We start from the raw sequence: 18,447 nt of genomic DNA, 5'->3' as shown, positions 1-18,447 counted from the left end.
CATGGTGGGCAGGTCAGCACATGGTTGACCAGCGCAAAGGCGGTACCAAATCAGCGGGTTTCGTCCCGTTGCAGGTCCCCTGCGGAAGGAAGGATTCCGTCCGTGGCGCCCTCCGGCCGGGAATCCTCCACCGGGCCGGCGCCGACCCGCACGCCCGGCCGCGGCCCGATCGGCACCTGCGGCCCGTCCGCCTCGCGGAGCCAGCGCCGCAGCACCGCGTGCACCGCCTCCGCGCCGACCAGCCCGGCGCCCGCCTCCTCCGGCTCCGGCTCCGGGCGCGGCTCCGACAGCTCGGTCGGCCACATCAGGAACGCGTGCCCCTGCTCCCCGCCGAGGCCGCCGTGCGAGCCGATCTGCTCCTCGAAGGCGTGCACCGTGCCCGTGTCCGGGTCGTACGCGGAGTTCACCATGATGTCGGCCACGTGCGGGAAGGAGTCGGTCCGGCGCACGGCCCGCGCCGCGCCCGGCCCGAACCTCGCCAGCGCCGCCTCCGCCTCGCCGGGTACGTCCAGCCGCGCCGCGGCCCCGCCGGGCCCCAGCACCACGCCGTCCACCAGCAGGAACCCGATCCCGGGGTGGTTGGCCAGGGTCGCCAGCAGGGCCGGGTGCGCGCGCTCGATCCGCTCCCGCGAAGCCCGGCCCGGCAGGTTCGGGAAGGAGATCAGCCCGAGGTTGCCCGAGGCCAGCACCACCGGGTCCGGGCCGGCTCCGGGGCGGGCCTCCTCGCCCTCCTCCTCGACCGGCCGGTGCAGGGCGGCCCGTACGGCGGCGCGCGCCTCGGCCCCGCTGTGGGTCCGGCCGGCCCGGCGGGACACCGGCAGCCCGCAGCCCGCGCGGACCAGGTCCTTCAGGGTCAGCCCGTAGCGGCCGAGGAAGGTCTCCCCGGGGCTCTGGCCGTGGTCGGACAGCAGCACGATCCGGTACTCCCGCGGCGCGTGCTCGGCGACCCGCGCGATGAGGGCGAGGCTCCGGTCGAGGCGGGCGAGGACCTGGTCGGTGTCCCGGCCGCGCGGGCCCGAGTGGTGGGCGACCTCGTCGTAGGCGACCAGGTCCGCGTACACGGCGGCGCGCCCGGCGAGCATGTCGCCGATCACCGCCGCGACCACGACGTCGCGCTCCACCACGGTCGCGAAGGCCCGGATCATCGGGTAGAGGCCGCCCCGCGACACGCGCGGAGCGTCCCCGCGCAGCCGGGCCCGTACCGACTGGCCGATCTCGCGGCCCACTTCGGCGGTGAAGGAGAGCGCGGTGCGCACCGCGTTGGCCGGGTCGGAGAAGTACGCGAAGTAGCCCGCGCGGGAGCGGTTGGCCCGGCCGCGGCGGGCGGAGACCGAGAGCACCAGGGCCAGCTGGTCGGCGCCGCCGCTGAAGAGGTTGCCGCGGCTGGCCCCGTCGAGGGTGAGCAGCCCGCCGTCCCCGGTGCGCGCGACGGCCCGCCGCTGGAGTTCGGCGGCGCTGGTGGGACGGTTGCAGACCACCACCTCGCCGGTGTCCTTCTCGTACCAGCGGAACGCCGGGACGTCGAAGTTGGAGCCGTGCAGGATGCCGAGCTGGCTGGCTCCGGTCTGGCTGGACCAGTCCGTGTGCCAGGGCGTGATGCGGTGGCTGCGCTCCAGCCACTCGGCGACCGTCGGCATCACACCGCCGTCGGCGGCCCGGCGCAGCACGTCGTGGCCGACGCCGTCGAGCTGGATGAAGATCATGCCGGGCGCCGTCTCGTCCGCGCCGGGGGCGCCCTGCCGGCGCTGCCTGCGGCGCCTGCGGTCGGCCAGCCGGTAGAGCCGGCGCCGGTAGGCCCCGTCGTCGCGTACGGCCAGCGCGGTCGAGGTCGCCGAGGCGACGGCGGACATCACCGCGGCGACCACCACGGCGGTCTCGGGGGCCGCTTCGCCGCGCCCGGCGGGGATCAGGTTGAGCGCGATCAGCAGCAGCGAGCCGTTGAGGAAGAAGACGAGCAGCCCGAGCACCAGGGCGGGCACCAGCAGCAGGGCCCGTACGAGCACCGGCCAGACCAGCGCGCTCAGCAGCCCGAAGGCGCCGGCGCCCCAGGCGGCGGTCAGCGCGATCCGCGTGATGCTGTCGCCGTCGGCGGACTCCAGCCGGAAGTCGGGCAGGATCCCCGCCAGGGCGAGCATGGTGAGGGTGGACACCGCCCATACGAGGATCACCCGCACCAGGGCGCTGCCCGTCTTCCGCCACCGGCCGCCTCGCAACACGCCTTACCCGCCTCACCACTGTGGCCCGCGCAGGTGCCCGCGAGCCCCCGTCCCTGCTCCCAGGCTCGCACAGCCCGGCGCACCGGGCCGGGTGACACGGGTGGCGTACGTTCGTGCGCGGGGGCGGGCCCGGCCGGGCCGGGGCGCTGCTCGGGCCCGCACGAGGGGGTTACGTGCCGTCGTAGCCGGCGGTCGGCATGGAGAGCCGGCGGTGCACCTCGGCCTTCATCGCGGAGGTGTAGCGCGGCTCGTCGAGCCCGGCCGTCTCCAGCCGTACGCCGCGCCGCTCGCACTCCGCGGTGAACTCCTCGACGGAGCGCAGCGCGCGGGCCAGCACGCGGTGGTTGGGGGTGACGAACAGGTCGACCTGTCCGGCGTCGACGTCGGACCACAGTCCGCAGTGGTCGGGGCGCAGCCCGTAGACCAGCAGTTGCCTCGTCACGACGTAGCCGCGGTCGGCGGCCCAGCGGGCGCACATGGCGTGCTGGGTCCGGGTGTCCACGGCGAACGGGTCGGCGTCGAGGTCTTCGAGCGGGGCCAGGCTGGCGATCGCGGCCACGCGCAGCTCATCCATGTCGCCCGACCCTACTCCGATCCGCGGCCCGGGAGGAGGGTCCGCCGGGTTCCGGTTCCAGGCGGACGGAAGGGGCAGCCTTTAGGCTCGGGAGATCCGGCACGTGCGAGAGGGACGTGCGAGAGGGAGGGGAGGCCGGTGCCGGTGGAGCTCACCTGGTGGGGCCATGCCACGTGCACGGTCGAGGACTCCGGGGTCCGGGTGCTGACGGACCCGCTGTTCGCGCGGCGGCTGGCGCACCTGCGGCGGCGGCGCGGGGCGGTGCCCCCGGCGCAGGCGGCCGTGGCGGACGTGGTGCTGGTGTCGCACCTGCACGCGGACCACCTGCACCTGCCGTCGCTGGCGCGCCTCGCGCCCGGGACCCGGCTGGTGGTGCCGCGCGGAGCGCGCCGGGCCGTGCCGGGGCTGGCGCGGCTCGCGCGGGTGCGCGCCTTCGCCGTCACGGAGGTGGCGGCGGGCGAGGAGATCGCCGTACGGGAGGACGCGGGCGCCGGCGTACGGGTACGGGCGGTCGGCGCGCGGCACGACGGGCGGCGGCTGCCGTTCGGGCCGCACCTCGCGCCGGCGCTCGGCTACGTGGTGCAGGGCTCGGCGCGGACCTACTTCGCCGGGGACACCGGGCTGTTCGACACGATGGCCGAGGAGGTCGGGCCGGTGGACGTGGCACTGCTGCCGGTCGGCGGCTGGGGGCCGCACCTGGGGCCGGGTCACTTGGACGCGGGGCGGGCGGCGCAGGCGCTGGCCGAGCTGGCCCCGGCGGCGGCGGTGCCCGTGCACTACGGGACGTACTGGCCGATCGGGATGGACGCGGTGCGGCCGCACGAATTCCACGCGCCGGGCGAGGAGTTCGCGCGGTTCGCCCGGCAGCTGGCGCCGAAGGTGACAGTACGGGTGCCCGCGCACGGGGAGCGGGTGCGGCTTCCGTGACCCTGCTCGACCTCGCGGCGGCGGCCGGTCAGGTCACGCCGGAGACGACCCAACAGGCCGTCGGCTACCCGGCGCTGTTCGTGCTGGTGGCGCTCGGGGCGCTGGTGCCGGTGATCCCGACGGGGGCGCTGGTGAGTTCGGCCGCGGTGGTGGCGTTCCATCAGCAGTCGCTGCCGTTCGGGCTGTTGCTGGTGTTCGGGGTGGCGGCGCTGGCGGCGTTCACCGGGGACGTCGCGCTGTACTGGCTCGGACAGCGCGGGATCCGCTCGCGCGGTGGCTCGCGCTGGCTGGAGGCCCTGCGCGGCCGGGCCACGCCGGAGCGGCTGGAGCAGGCGCAGACGCGGCTGGACGAGCACGGCGTACTGGTCCTGGTGGTCTCCCGCCTGGTCCCGGCGGGCCGGATCCCCGTGATGCTGGCCTGCCTGCTGGCGGAGCTTCCGCTGCGCCGCTTCGCCCGGGGCGACGCCCCCGCGTGCCTCGCCTGGGCGGCGACGTACGGCCTGATCGGGATCCTCGGCGGCTCGCTCTTCTCGGAGCCCTGGAAGGGCGTGGCCCTGGCGGTCGCCCTGACCCTGCTGATCAGCGCGGCCCCCTCCCTGCTGCGCCGGCTGCGCGGGGAGCCCGCGTCGCACGGCGAGGCTCCGTGACCGGCTGCCGGGGCGGGGCCGTCACAGGGTGCGGGAGGCGCCGATCGGGAGGTCCCAGAGGTCTTCGCGGGGCAGGCCGGCGCGGGTCCAGGCCTCCAGGGTGCGGTGCAGGGGTTCCATGACCGGTTCGGCGGAGAGGGCGAAGGTGGCCCAGTGCATCGGGGCCATCCGGCGGGCGCCGAGGTCGAGGCAGGCCTGGACGGCCTCCTCCGGGTCGGCGTGGACGTCGCGCAGCCACCAGCGCGGGGCGTAGGCGCCGATCGGGAGCAGTGCCAGGTCGATGCCGGGGTGGCGGCGGCCGATCTCGGCGAACCAGTGGCCGTAGCCGGTGTCCCCCGCGAAGTACACCTTCCTCGGGGCCGCGGCCCGGGCCTCGCTCAGCATCCAGCCGCCCCACAGGGTGCGGCAGGCGTCGAGCAGGGACCGCTTCGACCAGTGGTGCGCGGGGACGAACTCGAAGCGTACGCCGCCCAGTTCGGCCGCCTCCCACCAGTCGAGCTCGGTCACCCGGGTGAAGCCGCGGCGGCGGCACCAGCGGCCCAGGCCGGCGGGGACGAAGAGGGCCGTGTGGCGGGGCAGCCGCTTCAGGGTCGGCGCGTCGAGGTGGTCGTAGTGGTTGTGGCTGATCACCACGGCGTCCACCGGCGGCAGTTCCTCCCACGGCACCCCGACGGGGGTCATCCGCGCGGGGGTGCCGAGGATCCGCCGGGACCAGACGGGGTCGGTCAGTACGGTCAGACCGCCGACCCGCAGGACCCAGCTGGCGTGTCCCGCCCAGGTGGCGCAGACCGTCCCGGGGCCGGCCGGGGGCAGCGGGGCGGGTGCGTACGGCAGGTCGGGGATGCCGCGCAGCCCGTCGGGCCCGGGCCGGAAGGCGCCCTCTCGGGCGAGCCGGGCGAAGGCGCGCAGGCCCGGCAGCGGTGTGGTCAGCCGGTCCGCGAACGAGCGGGGCCACGCCCGGTGTTCCCCGAGCGGGCGCGGGGGCGCGGGCCGGGCCGGGGGCGGCTGCGGGGCCCGGGGCGCGGGCCGCGCCACGGGGCGCGGGGACACGGCGGGGCGCAGCACTTCCGAGGAGGCGGTCGTATCCGTCTGATCCCTCATCAAGAAGTCTCCGTCCACGTCGGGTGCGGCGGGTGCGGCGGGTGCGGCGGCTGCTGTGGGTGCGGCGGGTTCATCGGGTCCGGGCGGTCATGCGAGTCCGGCGAGGACCGCTCGGAGGTGGTCCAGGGAGCTCCGTACGTGCGGGAGCCCCAGCGGGTCGGGGGCGGCGAGCGCGGCCAGCCGCTCCTGCGGGGTGGCGCCGAGCAGCGGCCCGGTCGACAGCCGGACGCGCAGGGCGACGGGTTCGTCGGCGAACCGCTGGCCGCCCGGGGTGGGCGCCCCCAGCCGGCCGCCGAGCCAGTCCTCCAGCTCCATGGCGTCGCCGACCCCGTGCCGGGCGAGGCCCGCGCGCAGCGGGGTGAGGTCGGCGTAGAGGTGCCGTCCGGCCTGCGGGGGCCGGGCGAGCGCTCCGACGGCCAGCAGTTCCCGGTGGGCGGCGGCGGCCACGGCGCCGTGCAGGGCGGCGGCCGCGCGGGCGCGTGCGGCGACGGCCTCGGGCTCGTCCAGGGCGTACGCGGCGGCCCCGGCGACGGGTCCCGCGACGAACGCACCGGTGGCGGTCAGGACATCGAGGGTGCGGGCGCGCAGCCAGGTGCCCCGCGCGGTGTCGGGGAAGCGGACCACGGCGGCGGGCCAGCCGGCGGGCAGCAGGGCGCCGGCCAGGTCGACGAGCACGGCGGCCGCGTCGGGCAGCATCTCGGCGGGGCTGAGGACGAGGGTGTCGCGCGGGCGGTGCACGGTGTCACGCCAGCTCTCGTCGCTGACGACGAACAGCCCGGCGTCGGCGGCGGCCTCGCAGGCCTCCCGCAGCAGTTCGGGCGGCGGCACGGTGGCCGTCGGGTCGTCGGCGACGGAGAGCAGCAGGATGCGCGGGTCGCCGCCCTCGGCGCGCACCCGCCGTACGGTCTCCAGCAGGGCGTACGGGTCGGGTACGCCGCCGCACTCCGCCGGGGTCGGCACGTGGTAGGCCCGCCGCCCCAGCAGCCGGACCTGCGGGGTCCACCAGGCGGGGCAGGGCCGGGGCAGCATGACGTCGCCGCCGTACGCGCCGATGAGCGCGAGCAGCAGGGCGGCGGGTCCGGGTCCGGCGGCCACGTTCTCGGGTGCGGTCGGCAGTCCGCGGCGCCCCCAGTGGCGGCAGGCCGCCTCGCGCACCGGCTCTCCGCCGCCCGCGGGCTCGGGGGCGGCGCGTCCGGCGGCCGCGGCGAGTACGGCGGTGAGTTCGGGGAGCACGGGCAGGCCGGGCTGGGGGGCGGGCGGACCGTAGCGGACCGGACCACGGCCCTCGGCCGTCGTGCGCTGCATCCCCGCCACCTCTTTCCGCCCGTGCACGGGCCTCGCTCGCACCAACCCTGCCTTTATACGATTATTCGGGTGAATCTGCCCGTTGTGCCCCTCCACTCCTGCGCGGTGGGCGGCGGTCAGCCCCGCCTGCCGACGAGGGCGAGCAGCCGGGTCTGGGCGTTCGCGCCCGCCGGGATCTCCAGCGGCGGGTCGTAGGCCCCGCTCGCGGCGAGTCCGTCGGCGTACGGCATGACCTCCTTGATGGAGAACTCGACCAGGGCTTCGGGCAGCCGGTCGTCGGCGCCGATGGCCCGGGCGAGGTCCCAGGTGTGCACGACGCAGTCGGCGGTCAGCTCCGAGCAGTACGCCGAACCGAGCGCGGGCCCGTACGAGAGGCGCACGGTGCGGTCCAGCGCGCCGGGCGCGGTGAAGGCCGCGTGCGCGGCGGCCGCGGCCCGCTCCCAGGCGGCGGCCGGGTCCTCGCCGAGCACGTCGCCGGAGAGCTCCTCGCCGATGTCCTCGACGGTGCGGCCGTCCGTGACCAGCGGCGGGATCCAGAGCTGCTCGCCCGTCACGTGGTTGACGAGCTCCCGTACGTTCCACTCCGTGCACGGGGTCGGTGCGCCCCACTGGTCGTCCGCGATGGCGCGCACGTGCTCGCCGAAGAGCCGCAGCGCCTCGGCGTGCTGTTCGAGCAGCGTGTCCGGCATGGGTCCCACCGTCCTTCGCCATGGGGGTCCGCCCCCTGGGCCCCACTGTCCTCGCACCTGCTCGGCCCTGCCACCGCCCCGGTACCGACCTACCCAATCCCCATGCCGCACACGGATGGTGTCCACATGTCAAAACACATATCTCAGAGTCCGAACTGATCCTCTACGTTGGTGGCAACGCTTCGACCACGCTTCGACGAAGAGGAGTCGCTCCCGTGAACGCCATGAACGCGAACGCCGTGAACGCCATCAATGCCGGCGCCCCGAAGGAGACCGCGGTCTACACCCACGGCCACCACGACTCGGTCCTGCGTTCGCACCGCTGGCGCACCGCCGCGAACTCGGCCGCCTACCTGATCGGCGAGCTGCGGCCGGGGATGTCCGTCCTGGACGTGGGCTGCGGCCCCGGCACGATCACCGCGGACCTGGCGGAGCTGGTCGGTCCGACGGGGCAGGTCACCGCCGTGGACGCGGCGCCCGACGTACTGACCCAGGCGGACGCGTACGCGAAGGAGCGCGGCCTGGCGAACGTCCGGTTCGCCACGGCGGACGTGCACGCACTGGACTTCCCGGACGACTCCTTCGACGTGGTCCACGCCCACCAGGTGCTCCAGCACGTGGGCGACCCGGTACGGGCCCTGCGGGAGATGCGCCGCGTGTGCCGGCCGGGCGGGATCGTGGCCGCCCGGGACGCGGACTACGCGGCGATGACCTGGTACCCGGCGACCCCGGGGCTGGAGGAATGGCAGGCCCTGTACCGACGGGTCGCCCGCACGAACGGCGGCGAGCCCGACGCCGGACGCCGCCTGCGCGCATGGGCCCGGGCGGCGGGCTTCACGGACATCGCGTCCTCGGCGACGGCCTGGTGCTACGCGACCGCCGAGGAGACGGCCTGGTGGTCCGAACTGTGGGCGGACCGCACGACCGCCTCCGCGTACGCCGACATCGCGACCCGGGGCGGTCACGCGACCGCCCCGGAGCTCGCGGCCGTCGCGGAGGCCTGGCGCAGCTGGGGCTCCTCCCCGGACGCCTGGTTCTCGGTCCTGAACGGCGAGATCCTGGCCCGGGCCTGACCCCGGCCGGGGGCCTGACCCCGGCCGGGGGCCGGGCTCCCGGCCACACCGCGGGCCCGGCTCAGACCGGCGGGCGCATACGGAAGTTGTAGCGCGGCGGGAGCGGGCGGTCGGTGAGGGCGGCCCAGACCTCGGACAGGGTCTCGTCGCCCTCGCGGAGGTCCGGGAGCTCGAAGCCGTCCTCGAAGACCCGCCGGGCCGCGACCACATGCCCCTCCGCCGCCAGCAGGCGGGCGGCCAGCAGGCGGAAGCGGCCCTGGTCGCGCAGCGCCGGGCGGAGCCGGTCCCACACGGACCGCGCCTGGGCCAGGCGACCGGCGGCCAGCAGCGCCGCCATCGCCTCCCGCCCCAGCGCGGACTCGGCGGCCAGCCACTCGGCGCTGCCCCGGCTCTCCTGCGCCAGGTCCTCGAACGCCTCGGCGTAGCGGTCCGCCGCCCGCCCCCGGTCGCCCGCCAGCTCGTCGGCCGCCGCCAGGCACCTCAGCAGCGGCCACCGCGACGGCGCCAGCGCCAGCCCGCGCTCCCAGCTGCGTACCGCCTGCGCCACATCACCCGCACGCCACTGCGCGACCCCGAGGTGGTACTCGGTGAGCGGGTCGGCCCGGGCGGTCTCCAGCATGTCCCGCCAGTGCGGGGCCACCAGGCCCGGTCCCGGCGGAGCCGCCCGCCGCGGGGCCGGGAAAACGCCGGTGCGCCACAGCTCCAGCCACGGGGCCTGGGCGTCGCCCAGCGTGGATTCCGGGAAGGGCGTGCCCGGCAGCTTGAAACCCCCGCAGAGCACCTCCAGCGCACCCCAGCCCGAACCGGTCGCCAGCCGCTCCCCCGGTTCGGTGTCGGCGCACCCGCGCCACGCCTCGTACGCCTCCTCGACCCGCACCCGCGGCAGGGCCGCCGCCAGCGCCGCCTCCGCCGAGGCCCGCGCCGCCGCCCAGTCGCTCCCGTGCACCGCCGAGGCGTCGGCCGACAGCGGCCCGTACGCCTCCAGCCAGCTGAACTCCGCCCCGGCGTCGAGCCGTACGTGCTCCAGCTGGGTGCGGGCGAGGCCCGCCTGGATCTCCGCGTACCCGCCGGTCCCCGGCTGCGTCAGCCACTCCTGCCAGCGCCGCCCGCCCTCGCCCGCGCCCCACACGAAGAGCTTGCGGCCGCGCAGCCGGGCCGTCGAGGTCTGCACGAGGCCCCGGCCTTCCGCGTCGAGGGAGGCGATCCAGGGCCGGTCCCCGTCGCGGACCTCGTAGAAGAAGTCGGCCGGGTACTCGCTGCGCAGCGGGTACGTGCGGTCCGCGCCCTCCCACTGCGGTACGGGGATGCGCCGCAGCGAGCGCTCGTAGCCGAAGTGCCAGGCCTCCTCGGCCGGGGCCAGCACCCGGGTTCCCGCGTCCTCCGGTACGGCGATGTTGGACCACCAGTACACGGGCGCGGGCCGCTCGTGCGGGTTGCGCACGCGGACCGCGACGTAGAGGAACTCCGAGTCCCCGGGCAGCCACAGGTCCACCTGGAACGGCAGGTCGCGCAGCCGCTCCCACTCCCACAGCCGGACCATCGCTCCCCCGTCGGGCGCCGGGACGAGCGCGGCGTGCACGGGGGCGCAGGAGAGGGTGGTGTGGCCGGTGGCGCCGATGTTCCACTCGATGCCGCCGGAGAACCAGGCGCCGTTGAGGGCGAAGTTGGCCGGCTGGAACACCGGGTTTCGGTACAGCAGTTCACGCCCGGTGGGCAGGTGGACGAGCGAGTGGATCCGGCCGCCGAGACCGGGCAGCACGGTGACCCGCAGGTGCTCGTTCTCGATGACGATCGAGTCGAACTCCCGCTCCGTCCGCTGACGTTGGTAGCCGTCCAACTCCCGGACGGGCAGCAGCGAGCGCAGCGGCTCGTACCCGATCTGGCGGGCCATGTCGCGCGGCAGCCCTTCGCGCGACCGCTCGTCCAGTGCGTGCGGCCCGTCGGGCGCGCGGAGGGCGGGCAGCGGGTTCTCGGGCCCCAACGGGGCTGCGGGGAGGGTCAGCAGGGCACGTCGGACGGTGGTGGCCATGAAGGCATGGAACACGCAGCGACGGCCGCTGCACAGGGCTTTCGCGGATCACCACCGGTCAGGATTACGCAAAGATGGTCCATCATGGCGGACATGACCACTACGACCAATGCGACGAGCCCCCATGACAGCGCCGGCCCGGCCCCAGCCCGCAGGGCCGGCCTGCTCCAAGGAGCCGACGCCGAGCAGCGGTTCACCGGCCCCGCGACCGGCGACGAGCGTGCGCTGATCACCGGCATGCTGGCCGCCCAGCGCACGACGCTGCTGCTCAAGTGCTCCGACCTGGAGCCGGAGTTACTGTCCCGGCAGGCCGTCGACCCCTCGACCCTGACACTGCTCGGCCTGGTCCGCCACCTCGCCGACGCGGAGCGCCGCTGGTTCCGGCAGGTGCTGGCCGGGGAGGACGCGCCGGCGCTGTTCTTCTCGGAGGCCGAGCCCGACGGCGACTTCGACGTCGCGGCGCTCTCCCCGCGGGAGGTCGCCGAGTCCTGGGAGGCCTGGCGCGGCGAAGTGGCCTTCGCGGAGCGGTTCACCGCCGAGGCCCCCGACCTGGACGTCGAGGCCGATGACGAGTGGCGCGGCCGGGTGTCGCTGCGCTGGGTCCTGATCCACATGATCGAGGAGTACGCACGGCACAACGGACACGCCGACCTGCTCCGGGAGCGGATCGACGGCGCGACCGGCATGTGACGACGGCCTCCGGCGGGGGCGTTCGCCTAGAACCGTCAGACATCCCCTAGGCGAACGCTCCCGCCACCAGGTCTCCGAGGAGCGCCGCCGCGCGGCCGTCCGGATCCAGGTCCGGGTCGTAGACGGTGACGTTGAGCCCCACGCAGCGCGGCGAACGCACCAGCACCCCGAGCAGTTCGGCGAGTTCGTCGGGGACCAGCCCGCCCGGGTCCGGGCTGTCCACGGCCGGCATCACGCTCGGGTCCAGCACGTCGGCGTCGAGGTGGACCCAGAACCCGGCCGTCGTCGGCGGGTGCAGCCCGTCCAGGGCCGTGCGCGCCACCGGCCCGGCGCCGCGGTCGCGGATCGCCCCGACCGTGGCGGCGAAGAACCCGGCCGCGCGCAGCTCCTTGAGGTCGGGGTCCCCGTCGCGCAGTCCGAAGAGCCGTACGTCCTCGTCCCGCAGGTACGGGGAGAGCCCCTCCAGGTCGGCGAGGCCTGCCTGGCCGCGCCCGGTGGACAGGGCGAGCTCCTCGCCGCCGGCCGCGCCGACGGGCCCGTTGACCTCGGTGTTCCCGGGGTGGCGGAAGTCGGCCGAGCCGTCGATGGCGGCCAGCCCGTACCGCCCGAGCCGCCGCATGGCGAGGGCCGCGCCGAGCTGGATCGAGCAGTCGCCGCCCAGTACGACGGGGAACTCCCCGGCCCGCAGGTGCTTCTCGATCCGGTCGGCGAGGGTCACGGTGTACGCGGCGATCGCGTCGGCGTGGAACACGCCGTCGCCCTCCCGCCAGTCTCCGCGGTCGTAGCGCGGCGGGACGACGACCCCGCCCTCGCGGGCGCCGAGCCGGGCCAGCAGGCCCTGTTCGCGCAGGGCGCCCGCCAGCTTGTAGACGCCGGGTACGGTGCCGGGTGCGGGCGGCCGCAGGCCGAGGTTGGACGGGGCATCGAGGAGTACGAGGCTTCTCATGCCCTCATCCTGTGGGATGGGCGCGCCGCGGGCCCGTCATTTCGGTCATGCCGCCGCGGCAGCCGTGACGGCCCAGCGTTCGTGGTCCCGCCAGGCGCCGTCGACGTACAGGAAGTCCGGGGAGAGCCCCTCCAGCCGGAAGCCGCGCCCCCTGACCAGGGCGATCGAGGCGGCGTTGCCCGGCTGGATGTTCGCCTCCAGCCGGTGCAGCCCGAGTTCGCCGAAGGCGTGGCCGAGGACCAGGTCCAGCGCCTCTCCCAGCAGCCCCCGGCCGGCGGCGTGCGCGAAGGCGCCGTAGCCGAGTGCGCCGCACTGGAAGGCGCCGCGCACGATGTTGTTGATGTTGACGAAGCCGGCGATGGCCCCGGTCGCCAGCTCGCAGACGAGGAACCCGGCGCGGCCGCCGTCACCGTCGGTGGCGCTCAGCCGGGCCGCATACGGCTCGTACTCGTCGATGGTGGAGGGCGGGAACAGCCACGGCCGGTGCAGCTCTCGGCTCTCGCGCGCGCGGGCCGTGAACTCGGCGCCGTCGGCGAGCCGGTAGGGGCGCAGGCCGACGCGCGCCCCCGCGGCGAGGTACGTGGAAAAGGTCATCGGCCCAGGTTAGGGCGTGTGGCATCATCCCCGGTGTGATCATCACCCCGGACATCCAGGAACTCCTGCTCGCGGCGGCGCGCAACAACGCCGAGTGGTGCGACGCGGTCTGCCGCGGCCACGACCTGCGGCCCGAGTTCGCCCCGGACGCCTGGACCAGCGCCCGGCGCACGCCGCCGTACTACCCCGACGCCGTGTCCCTCACCCCGGACGCCTCGGCGGACGCGGTCGTCGCCGCGGTCGACACCGGTTCGCCTGGGTGCTCGGTCAAGGACAGCTTCGCCACGCTCGACCTGGCCCCGGCCGGCTTCGAGGTGCTCTTCGAGGCGCAGTGGATCCACCGTCCGGCCGCCGCGGGAGCCGTCGCGGCCGCGGACTCCCGTCTGGAGTGGTCCGAGATCGCGGGCGCCGAGGAGTTGGAGGCCTGGGAGGCCGCCTGGGACGGCGAGGAGTGCACAGGGCTGTTCCGCCCGTCCCTGCTCGGCGAGGACATCGTCTTCCTGGCGGGCCGCGCCGGGGGCCGGATCGTCGCGGGAGCCGTCGCGAGCACCGGCGGCGGCGTGGTGGGCGTGTCCAACCTGTTCGCCCAGGACGACGCCGACACCGACGCCGCCTGGGCGGGGACCCTGGCCGAGATCGCCGTCCGCTGGCCGGAGCTGCCCGTCGTGGGTTACGAGAGCGGGGACGACCTGGACGCCGCCGTCCGCGCCGGGTTCGCCCCGATCGGTCCGCTCCGCGTCTGGCTGCACACCGCCTGACGCTGGCCTGGGCCGTCAGGCCCGCAGGTCCAGCCGCGGGACGTCCGTCCGCTCGATGCCGAACACCTGGGCGTACAGCGACAGTTCCGCCTCCAGCGCCCGGACCATCGTCTCGGCCCGCCGAAAGCCGTGGCCCTCGCCCTCGAAGGCGACGTACGCGTGCGGCACCGGGCGTCCGCGCATGGCGGCGAGGAGGCGCTCCGCCTGGGCCGGCGGGCAGACCGGGTCGTCGAGGCCCTGGAGCAGCACGAACGGCGCGGTGATCCGGTCGGCGCGGGCCACCGGTGAGCGTTCGCGGCAGAGCCGCGGCAGGGTCTGCGGCGGCCCGGCCAGGCCCTCGACGTAGCGGGACTCCAGGTCGTGGGTCTCCTCCGCGAAACCGAGCAGGTCCAGCACCGGGTAGATGACCGCCGCGCAGGCGTACAGGTCGGTGGCGGCCAGCGAGGCCGCCGCCGTCCAGCCCCCGGCGCTGGCGCCCCGGATCGCGAGCCGGGCGGGGTCCGCGGTGCCCTCGGCGGCCAGGGCCCGGGCCACCGCCGCGCAGTCCTCGACGTCGACCACGCCCCACTGCTCGCGCAGCCGCTCCCGGTAGGCGCGCCCGTAGCCGGTGGAGCCGCCGTAGTTCACCTCGACCACGCCGATGCCGCGCGAGGTGAAGTACGCGATGTGCAGGTCCAGTACGGGCGGCACGTGGTCGGTGGGCCCGCCGTGCGCCCACACCACGTACGGGGGCAGCTCGTCGGCCGGGGCCGGGCGGGCCGGGTGGTGCGGCGGGTAGACGTGCGCGTGGATCTCCCGGTCGGCGGGGCCGAGGAACGTCCGGCTCTGCGGCTCCGGGTAGTACGCGGGGTCCACCGGGTCCACCCCCGCGGACCCGATCACCCGGGCCAGGCCGGTGGCGGTGTCCAGCTCGACCACCTCGTAGGCGCTGCGGGGGCTCGCGGCGACCCCGTAGACCCGGCCGCCACTGACGGCGAGGGTGGGCTGCCAGGCCGTCCACGGCCCGGCCGCGTCCACCAGGTCGCCGCTCTCCGGGTCGAGCACGCCGAGCACCGAGGAGCCCTGGCCGTGCAGGACGGCGACGAGTCCGCCGGGGAGCGGCGCGAGCCAGCGCAGCCCCGGCTTCCACAGCGGGCCGCCGAACTCCTCTTCGCGCGGGCACAGGTTGACCGCCCGGCCCGTCGCGGGATCGACCCGGTACGGGTTCCACCAGCCGCCGCGGTCGCTCACCGCGAGGAGGGTTCCGCCGGTGGTCCACTCCACCTGGGCGATGGATTCCTCGGGGCCGCCGAGCACGGTACGGGCCTGCGCGAGCCGGCCGTCGGGCGTGACCTCGGCGATCCTCAACTCGGTGCCGTCCCAGGGCATTCGGGGGTGGTCCCACACCAGCCAGGCGGCCCGCTGCCCGTCCGGCGACAGCCGCGGCCCGGTGGTGAACCGGTACCGGTCGTCGGTCAACTCCCGTACGAGGGACCGATCCCCGGCCGCCGACCCGTCCAGCGGTACGGCGGCCAGCACCCGGCGGACGTCGGTCGGCGCGGGCCCGGTGAACTCCTCCAGCACGCACCAGACCTCGCCGCCGCGCAGCACGGGGTCGGCCCAGCGCAGGCCGCCGCCGACCGCCGAGAGGGGGGTCAGGGGCCTCGGGGCGGCGCCGGGGAGGTCGGGCTCGTACGCGTACAGCCGCTGGTCGGCGAAGTGGACGAAGACCAACAGGGGTCCGCCCTCGGGGCGTTCGGCGCCCGCCCAGGGCTGCCCGCCGTACTCGGTGACCCGGCTGCGCACGTTCCACGGGGCGGGCAGGGCCGTGACCTCGGGGCCGCCGTCCGCGGGCCGGCGCACCAGTGCGCGGCGGCCGCCCTCCTGCGGACGGGGCTCGGTCCACCACACTTCGGCGCCGACCGTGCCCACGTACTCGGGCCGCCCGTCGAGCGAGGCGGCGAGCGCGGCGTCGATGGGCGAGGGCCAACTGCCGTAGGCACCGGCCCCGGCACCAGCACCGCCCCCTGTCGGCGCGGCCGTCACCGGGCCCCCATCACAGGGTCCGCAGCGCGCGGTCGAGGACGCGGACCCCGAAGTGCAGCGCCTCGACCGGGACCCGCTCGTCCACCCCGTGGAAGAGGGACCAGTAGTCGAAGCCGGGCGGCAGCTTGAGCGGGGAGAAGCCGTAGCCGGTGATGCCGAGCCGGGAGAACTGCTTGGCGTCGGTACCGCCCGCCATGCAGAAGGGGACCACGTGCCCGTCGGGGTCGAAGTGCTCGACGGACTCGCGCAGGATCTGGTACGTCCGCCCGTCCACGGGGGCTTCGAGGGCGACCTCCCGGTGGTGGAACTCCCACTGCACGTCGGGTCCGGTGAGGGCGTCGAGGGTGGCGATGAACTCGGCCTCGCCGCCGGGCAGCATCCGGCCGTCCACGTACGCGGTGGCCTGGCCGGGGATCACGTTCAGCTTGTAACCGGCGCTGAGCATCGTCGGGTTGGCACTGTTGCGCACCGTCGCCTGGACGAGGGCGGCGGCCGGACCGAGCTTGCCGAGGAGCCCGCCGAGGTCGAAGTCGCGGCTGCACGGGTTCACCGACAGGCCCTGCAGGGCCGCCAGTTCGGTGATGCAGGCGACGACGGTGTCGGTGAGCCGGACCGGCCACTCGTACTCGCCGATCCGGGCCACCGCGGCCGCGAGCCGGCTGACGGCGTTGGCCCGGTTGGGCTTGGAGCCGTGCCCTGCGGTGCCGTGGGCGGTCAACTTCAGCCAGGCGGTGCCGCGTTCGCCTGCCGCGATCGGATAGAGGGCCTGACGGGGTCCGGTGTGGACGGTGAAGGCACCGGACTCGCTGATGCCCTCCGTGCAGCCTTCGAAGAGGTCGGGGTGGGAGTCGGCGAGGAAGCCCGAGCCGTCGACCGCACTGTCCTCCTCGTCGGCGGTGTAGGCGATCACGATGTCCCGGCGCGGCTTCACGCCCGCCCGCGCCCAGGCGCGTACGACCGCGAGCACCATCGCGTCCGCGTTCTTCATGTCGACCGCGCCGCGGCCCCAGACCACGCCGTCGCGGATCTCCCCGGAGAAGGGGTCCACGCTCCACTCCCCGGCCTCGGCGGGGACCACGTCGAGGTGGCCGTGCACCAGGAGGGCGGGAGCTGCGGGGTCGGACCCCTCGACCCGGGCCACCACGTTCGTGCGGCCGGGGGTGCGCTCCAGCATCGCCGGTTCCAGGCCGGCGGCCGCGAGCCGCTCGGCGACGTACTCGGCGGCGGGCCGCTCGCGGCAGTCGCCGCCGCCGCGGTTGGTCGTGTCGATCCGGATCAGGCCGGAGGTGAACTCGACCGCCTCGTCGAGTGCCGTCCGGTCGACGGGGGAATCGTCGACGGGGGGATTCAGGTCGTACATGTCAGCCATACTGCTCCTCCACCGCCGCCGAGACGACCGTCGTGACCGCCTTGAAGGTCCGGATCCCCTCGTACATCGTCTCGCTGGTGTACGCGACCCTGCGCTCCCCGGACGGGGTGACGCCGGGGACGACGGTGGCAGCCATCCCCAGGTGCTCGGCGTCGAACTCCAGCTCCACCGCGAACGGGCCGGCCCGCAGGGGTTCGCGCCGGACGGCGAGCGCCGCGGCCTCCTTGGCGGCGGCGCGGATGTCGGCGGCGGTGCGGGCGGGGGTGCGGCAGACGGCGGCGTAGCGCGACACGTGGTCCTTGACCGCCACGGTCACCGCGTCCGGGGCGTAGCCGGCCGCGTCGAGGCAGGTCAGGTCGTCGCCGGTGACCAGGACGACCGGCACGCCGTACTCGGCGACGACGTGGGCGTTGAGCAGGCCCTCGCTCGCGCGGACGCCGTTGAGCCAGACCCCGGTGATGGAGTTGGCGAGGTAGGTGTGGGCGAGGACGCCGTCGGTGCCGGCGCCCGTGTGGTAGCCGACGAAGGCGACGCCGTGCACGTCGCCGTGCTGGACGCCCTCGACCATGGAGAGGGTCTTGTGGCGGCCGGTGATCATCTCGACGCGGGCGTCGAGGCGCTCCAGCAGCAGGTTGCGCATGGTCCAGTGGGCCTCGTTGACGAGGACCTGGTCGGCGCCGCCGTCGTAGAAGCCGAGTACGGCGGCGTTGACGTCGGAGGTGAACAGCGCCCGGCAGCGCTCCCATTGCGGTGTGCCGGGCAGCACGTCGGCGGGCCAGGTGACGCCGGTGGCGCCCTCCATGTCGGCGGAGATGAGGATCTTCATCGGGCCCCCGGGCGGTCGGCTGCGCTCAGCTCCCCCACACTAGCCGCCGGGCCCCCTCGGGACCCCGGGGCCACGCCCGCCGCGGCGGGCTTCCGCAGATCGGCCCCAACGGGCGGTGTCGCGGTCGCCCCGCGGGCCGACCGGTTCACCCGATCCGGTGAGGCCGCGCGCCGGCCTCACCGTCAACGGCAGGGCTCAGCCCTCGACTTCGGCCGCCAGGTTGGCCAGCACGGTGTCGTAGATGCGGGTGAGGCCCTTGGGGGCGAAGGTCCGCTCGAAGAAGCCGCCGATGCCGCCGGCGCCGTTCCACACGGTGGTGATCACGGCCTTGGACTTGCCCTCGCCGGCCGGGGTGACCGTCCAGGTGGTGACCATGGAGGAGTTGCGGTCCTTCTCCACCAGCTGTCCGTCGGTGGGCTCGGTGACCTCCAGCAGGCAGTCGCGCACCCGCTTGCTGGTGGCCTGGAGCTTCCAGTGGACGAGGGTGCCCTCGCCGTCACCGCCCTCGCACACCTCGTACTCGCTGAAGTGCTCGGGCAGGAGCTTGCCCCGGGTCCCGGTGTAGTCCGCCAGCGCGTCGAACACGGTCTCCGCGTCGGCCGCGATGATCCGCTCCGTGGTGGCCTCGACCTGCGCCATAGCTGTTCCTCCAGCAGTTGTGATCGCTCGTCACCGCGA

General features: G+C 75.4%; 17 protein-coding genes. 5 read left to right on the top strand and 12 right to left on the bottom strand.

The annotated features are described in order from the left end of the window. Nucleotides 1-50 precede the first annotated feature (50 nt). On the bottom strand, nucleotides 51-2,213 hold the full coding sequence (locus ACZ7GJ_RS01595) for a phage holin family protein (RefSeq protein ID WP_470748733.1): 2,163 nt from the start codon (nucleotides 2,211-2,213) through the stop codon (nucleotides 51-53). Nucleotides 2,214-2,385: 172 nt separating this feature from the next. Further along, complete coding sequence (locus tag ACZ7GJ_RS01590) at nucleotides 2,386-2,790, bottom strand: recombinase family protein (RefSeq protein ID WP_470748300.1); 405 nt, start codon at nucleotides 2,788-2,790, stop codon at nucleotides 2,386-2,388. A 138-nt stretch (nucleotides 2,791-2,928) separates the two neighbouring features. Between ACZ7GJ_RS01590 and ACZ7GJ_RS01585 the strand changes: the two genes are divergently transcribed. Together ACZ7GJ_RS01585 and ACZ7GJ_RS01580 are read left to right on the top strand one after the other, a co-directional pair. Next, nucleotides 2,929-3,717, top strand: a complete 789-nt coding sequence (locus ACZ7GJ_RS01585; RefSeq protein ID WP_470748298.1) for an MBL fold metallo-hydrolase — start codon at nucleotides 2,929-2,931, stop codon at nucleotides 3,715-3,717. A gap of 2 nt (nucleotides 3,718-3,719) precedes the next feature. Then, nucleotides 3,720-4,364, top strand: coding sequence for a DedA family protein (locus ACZ7GJ_RS01580; RefSeq protein WP_470748732.1), 645 nt, complete (start codon nucleotides 3,720-3,722; stop codon nucleotides 4,362-4,364). A 21-nt stretch (nucleotides 4,365-4,385) separates the two neighbouring features. On the opposite strand, the gene ACZ7GJ_RS01575 is transcribed toward ACZ7GJ_RS01580, so the two are convergent. The 3 genes from ACZ7GJ_RS01575 to ACZ7GJ_RS01565 all read right to left on the bottom strand — a co-directional run bounded on the left by ACZ7GJ_RS01575 (nucleotide 4,386) and on the right by ACZ7GJ_RS01565 (nucleotide 7,459). Next, a complete protein-coding gene (locus tag ACZ7GJ_RS01575) occupies nucleotides 4,386-5,465 on the bottom strand; it encodes an MBL fold metallo-hydrolase (protein WP_470748296.1) in 1,080 nt (359 codons plus the stop codon). 87 nt (nucleotides 5,466-5,552) lie between these two features. Continuing rightward, on the bottom strand, nucleotides 5,553-6,770 hold the full coding sequence (locus ACZ7GJ_RS01570; protein ID WP_470748294.1) for an aminotransferase class I/II-fold pyridoxal phosphate-dependent enzyme: 1,218 nt from the start codon (nucleotides 6,768-6,770) through the stop codon (nucleotides 5,553-5,555). Between the two features lie 116 nt (nucleotides 6,771-6,886). Then, complete coding sequence (locus ACZ7GJ_RS01565) at nucleotides 6,887-7,459, bottom strand: TIGR03086 family metal-binding protein (protein WP_470748292.1); 573 nt, start codon at nucleotides 7,457-7,459, stop codon at nucleotides 6,887-6,889. A gap of 224 nt (nucleotides 7,460-7,683) precedes the next feature. On the opposite strand from ACZ7GJ_RS01565, the gene ACZ7GJ_RS01560 reads away from it, so the two are divergent. Continuing rightward, nucleotides 7,684-8,532, top strand: coding sequence for a class I SAM-dependent methyltransferase (locus tag ACZ7GJ_RS01560; RefSeq protein ID WP_470748731.1), 849 nt, complete (start codon nucleotides 7,684-7,686; stop codon nucleotides 8,530-8,532). A gap of 61 nt (nucleotides 8,533-8,593) precedes the next feature. On the opposite strand, the gene ACZ7GJ_RS01555 is transcribed toward ACZ7GJ_RS01560, so the two are convergent. Further along, on the bottom strand, nucleotides 8,594-10,561 hold the full coding sequence (locus ACZ7GJ_RS01555) for a DUF5107 domain-containing protein (RefSeq protein WP_470748290.1): 1,968 nt from the start codon (nucleotides 10,559-10,561) through the stop codon (nucleotides 8,594-8,596). 93 nt (nucleotides 10,562-10,654) lie between these two features. On the opposite strand from ACZ7GJ_RS01555, the gene ACZ7GJ_RS01550 reads away from it, so the two are divergent. Beyond that, nucleotides 10,655-11,251 (top strand): DinB family protein, encoded by a 597-nt coding sequence (locus ACZ7GJ_RS01550; protein WP_470748288.1) that lies wholly within the window; start codon nucleotides 10,655-10,657, stop codon nucleotides 11,249-11,251. Between the two features lie 46 nt (nucleotides 11,252-11,297). Here the strand turns inward: ACZ7GJ_RS01550 and ACZ7GJ_RS01545 are convergent, their stop codons facing one another. Together ACZ7GJ_RS01545 and ACZ7GJ_RS01540 are read right to left on the bottom strand one after the other, a co-directional pair. Further along, a complete protein-coding gene (locus ACZ7GJ_RS01545) occupies nucleotides 11,298-12,197 on the bottom strand; it encodes an arginase family protein (RefSeq protein WP_470748286.1) in 900 nt (299 codons plus the stop codon). Nucleotides 12,198-12,242: 45 nt separating this feature from the next. After that, complete coding sequence (locus tag ACZ7GJ_RS01540) at nucleotides 12,243-12,791, bottom strand: GNAT family N-acetyltransferase (protein ID WP_470748284.1); 549 nt, start codon at nucleotides 12,789-12,791, stop codon at nucleotides 12,243-12,245. 41 nt (nucleotides 12,792-12,832) lie between these two features. On the opposite strand from ACZ7GJ_RS01540, the gene ACZ7GJ_RS01535 reads away from it, so the two are divergent. Continuing rightward, complete coding sequence (locus tag ACZ7GJ_RS01535; RefSeq protein WP_470748729.1) at nucleotides 12,833-13,549, top strand: hypothetical protein; 717 nt, start codon at nucleotides 12,833-12,835, stop codon at nucleotides 13,547-13,549. Nucleotides 13,550-13,564: 15 nt separating this feature from the next. Here ACZ7GJ_RS01535 and ACZ7GJ_RS01530 read toward each other — a convergent pair whose 3' ends face one another. The 4 genes from ACZ7GJ_RS01530 to ACZ7GJ_RS01515 form a co-directional block, all read right to left on the bottom strand. Next, on the bottom strand, nucleotides 13,565-15,574 hold the full coding sequence (locus ACZ7GJ_RS01530) for a prolyl oligopeptidase family serine peptidase (RefSeq protein ID WP_470748282.1): 2,010 nt from the start codon (nucleotides 15,572-15,574) through the stop codon (nucleotides 13,565-13,567). A 10-nt stretch (nucleotides 15,575-15,584) separates the two neighbouring features. Further along, entirely contained in the window at nucleotides 15,585-16,934 is a 1,350-nt protein-coding gene (locus tag ACZ7GJ_RS01525) for a M20/M25/M40 family metallo-hydrolase (protein ID WP_470748727.1), read from the bottom strand. A 1-nt stretch (nucleotide 16,935) separates the two neighbouring features. Next, nucleotides 16,936-17,769, bottom strand: coding sequence for a M55 family metallopeptidase (locus ACZ7GJ_RS01520; protein WP_470748280.1), 834 nt, complete (start codon nucleotides 17,767-17,769; stop codon nucleotides 16,936-16,938). Nucleotides 17,770-17,964: 195 nt separating this feature from the next. Then, the gene (locus tag ACZ7GJ_RS01515; protein WP_470748278.1) at nucleotides 17,965-18,408 is read right to left on the bottom strand and encodes an SRPBCC family protein; all 444 of its coding nucleotides are present in this window, start codon (nucleotides 18,406-18,408) and stop codon (nucleotides 17,965-17,967) included. Nucleotides 18,409-18,447 lie beyond the last annotated feature (39 nt).

Source organism: Streptomyces sp. NPDC037242 (genome assembly GCF_055604165.1).
Note: the sequence above shows the minus strand (reverse complement) of the source record. Positions and strands in the feature narration are given on the sequence as shown.

Coding starts and splice junctions, on each gene's coding strand:
- ACZ7GJ_RS01590 (WP_470748300.1), bottom strand. CDS start 2,790: ATGGATGAGCTGCGCGTGGCCGCGATCGCCAGCCTGGCCCCGCTCGAA.
- ACZ7GJ_RS01575 (WP_470748296.1), bottom strand. CDS start 5,465: ATGAGGGATCAGACGGATACGACCGCCTCCTCGGAAGTGCTGCGCCCC.
- ACZ7GJ_RS01570 (WP_470748294.1), bottom strand. CDS start 6,770: ATGCAGCGCACGACGGCCGAGGGCCGTGGTCCGGTCCGCTACGGTCCG.
- ACZ7GJ_RS01565 (WP_470748292.1), bottom strand. CDS start 7,459: ATGCCGGACACGCTGCTCGAACAGCACGCCGAGGCGCTGCGGCTCTTC.
- ACZ7GJ_RS01560 (WP_470748731.1), top strand. CDS start 7,684: ATGAACGCGAACGCCGTGAACGCCATCAATGCCGGCGCCCCGAAGGAG.
- ACZ7GJ_RS01555 (WP_470748290.1), bottom strand. CDS start 10,561: ATGGCCACCACCGTCCGACGTGCCCTGCTGACCCTCCCCGCAGCCCCG.
- ACZ7GJ_RS01550 (WP_470748288.1), top strand. CDS start 10,655: ATGACCACTACGACCAATGCGACGAGCCCCCATGACAGCGCCGGCCCG.
- ACZ7GJ_RS01545 (WP_470748286.1), bottom strand. CDS start 12,197: ATGAGAAGCCTCGTACTCCTCGATGCCCCGTCCAACCTCGGCCTGCGG.
- ACZ7GJ_RS01540 (WP_470748284.1), bottom strand. CDS start 12,791: ATGACCTTTTCCACGTACCTCGCCGCGGGGGCGCGCGTCGGCCTGCGC.
- ACZ7GJ_RS01525 (WP_470748727.1), bottom strand. CDS start 16,934: ATGTACGACCTGAATCCCCCCGTCGACGATTCCCCCGTCGACCGGACG.
- ACZ7GJ_RS01520 (WP_470748280.1), bottom strand. CDS start 17,769: ATGAAGATCCTCATCTCCGCCGACATGGAGGGCGCCACCGGCGTCACC.
- ACZ7GJ_RS01515 (WP_470748278.1), bottom strand. CDS start 18,408: ATGGCGCAGGTCGAGGCCACCACGGAGCGGATCATCGCGGCCGACGCG.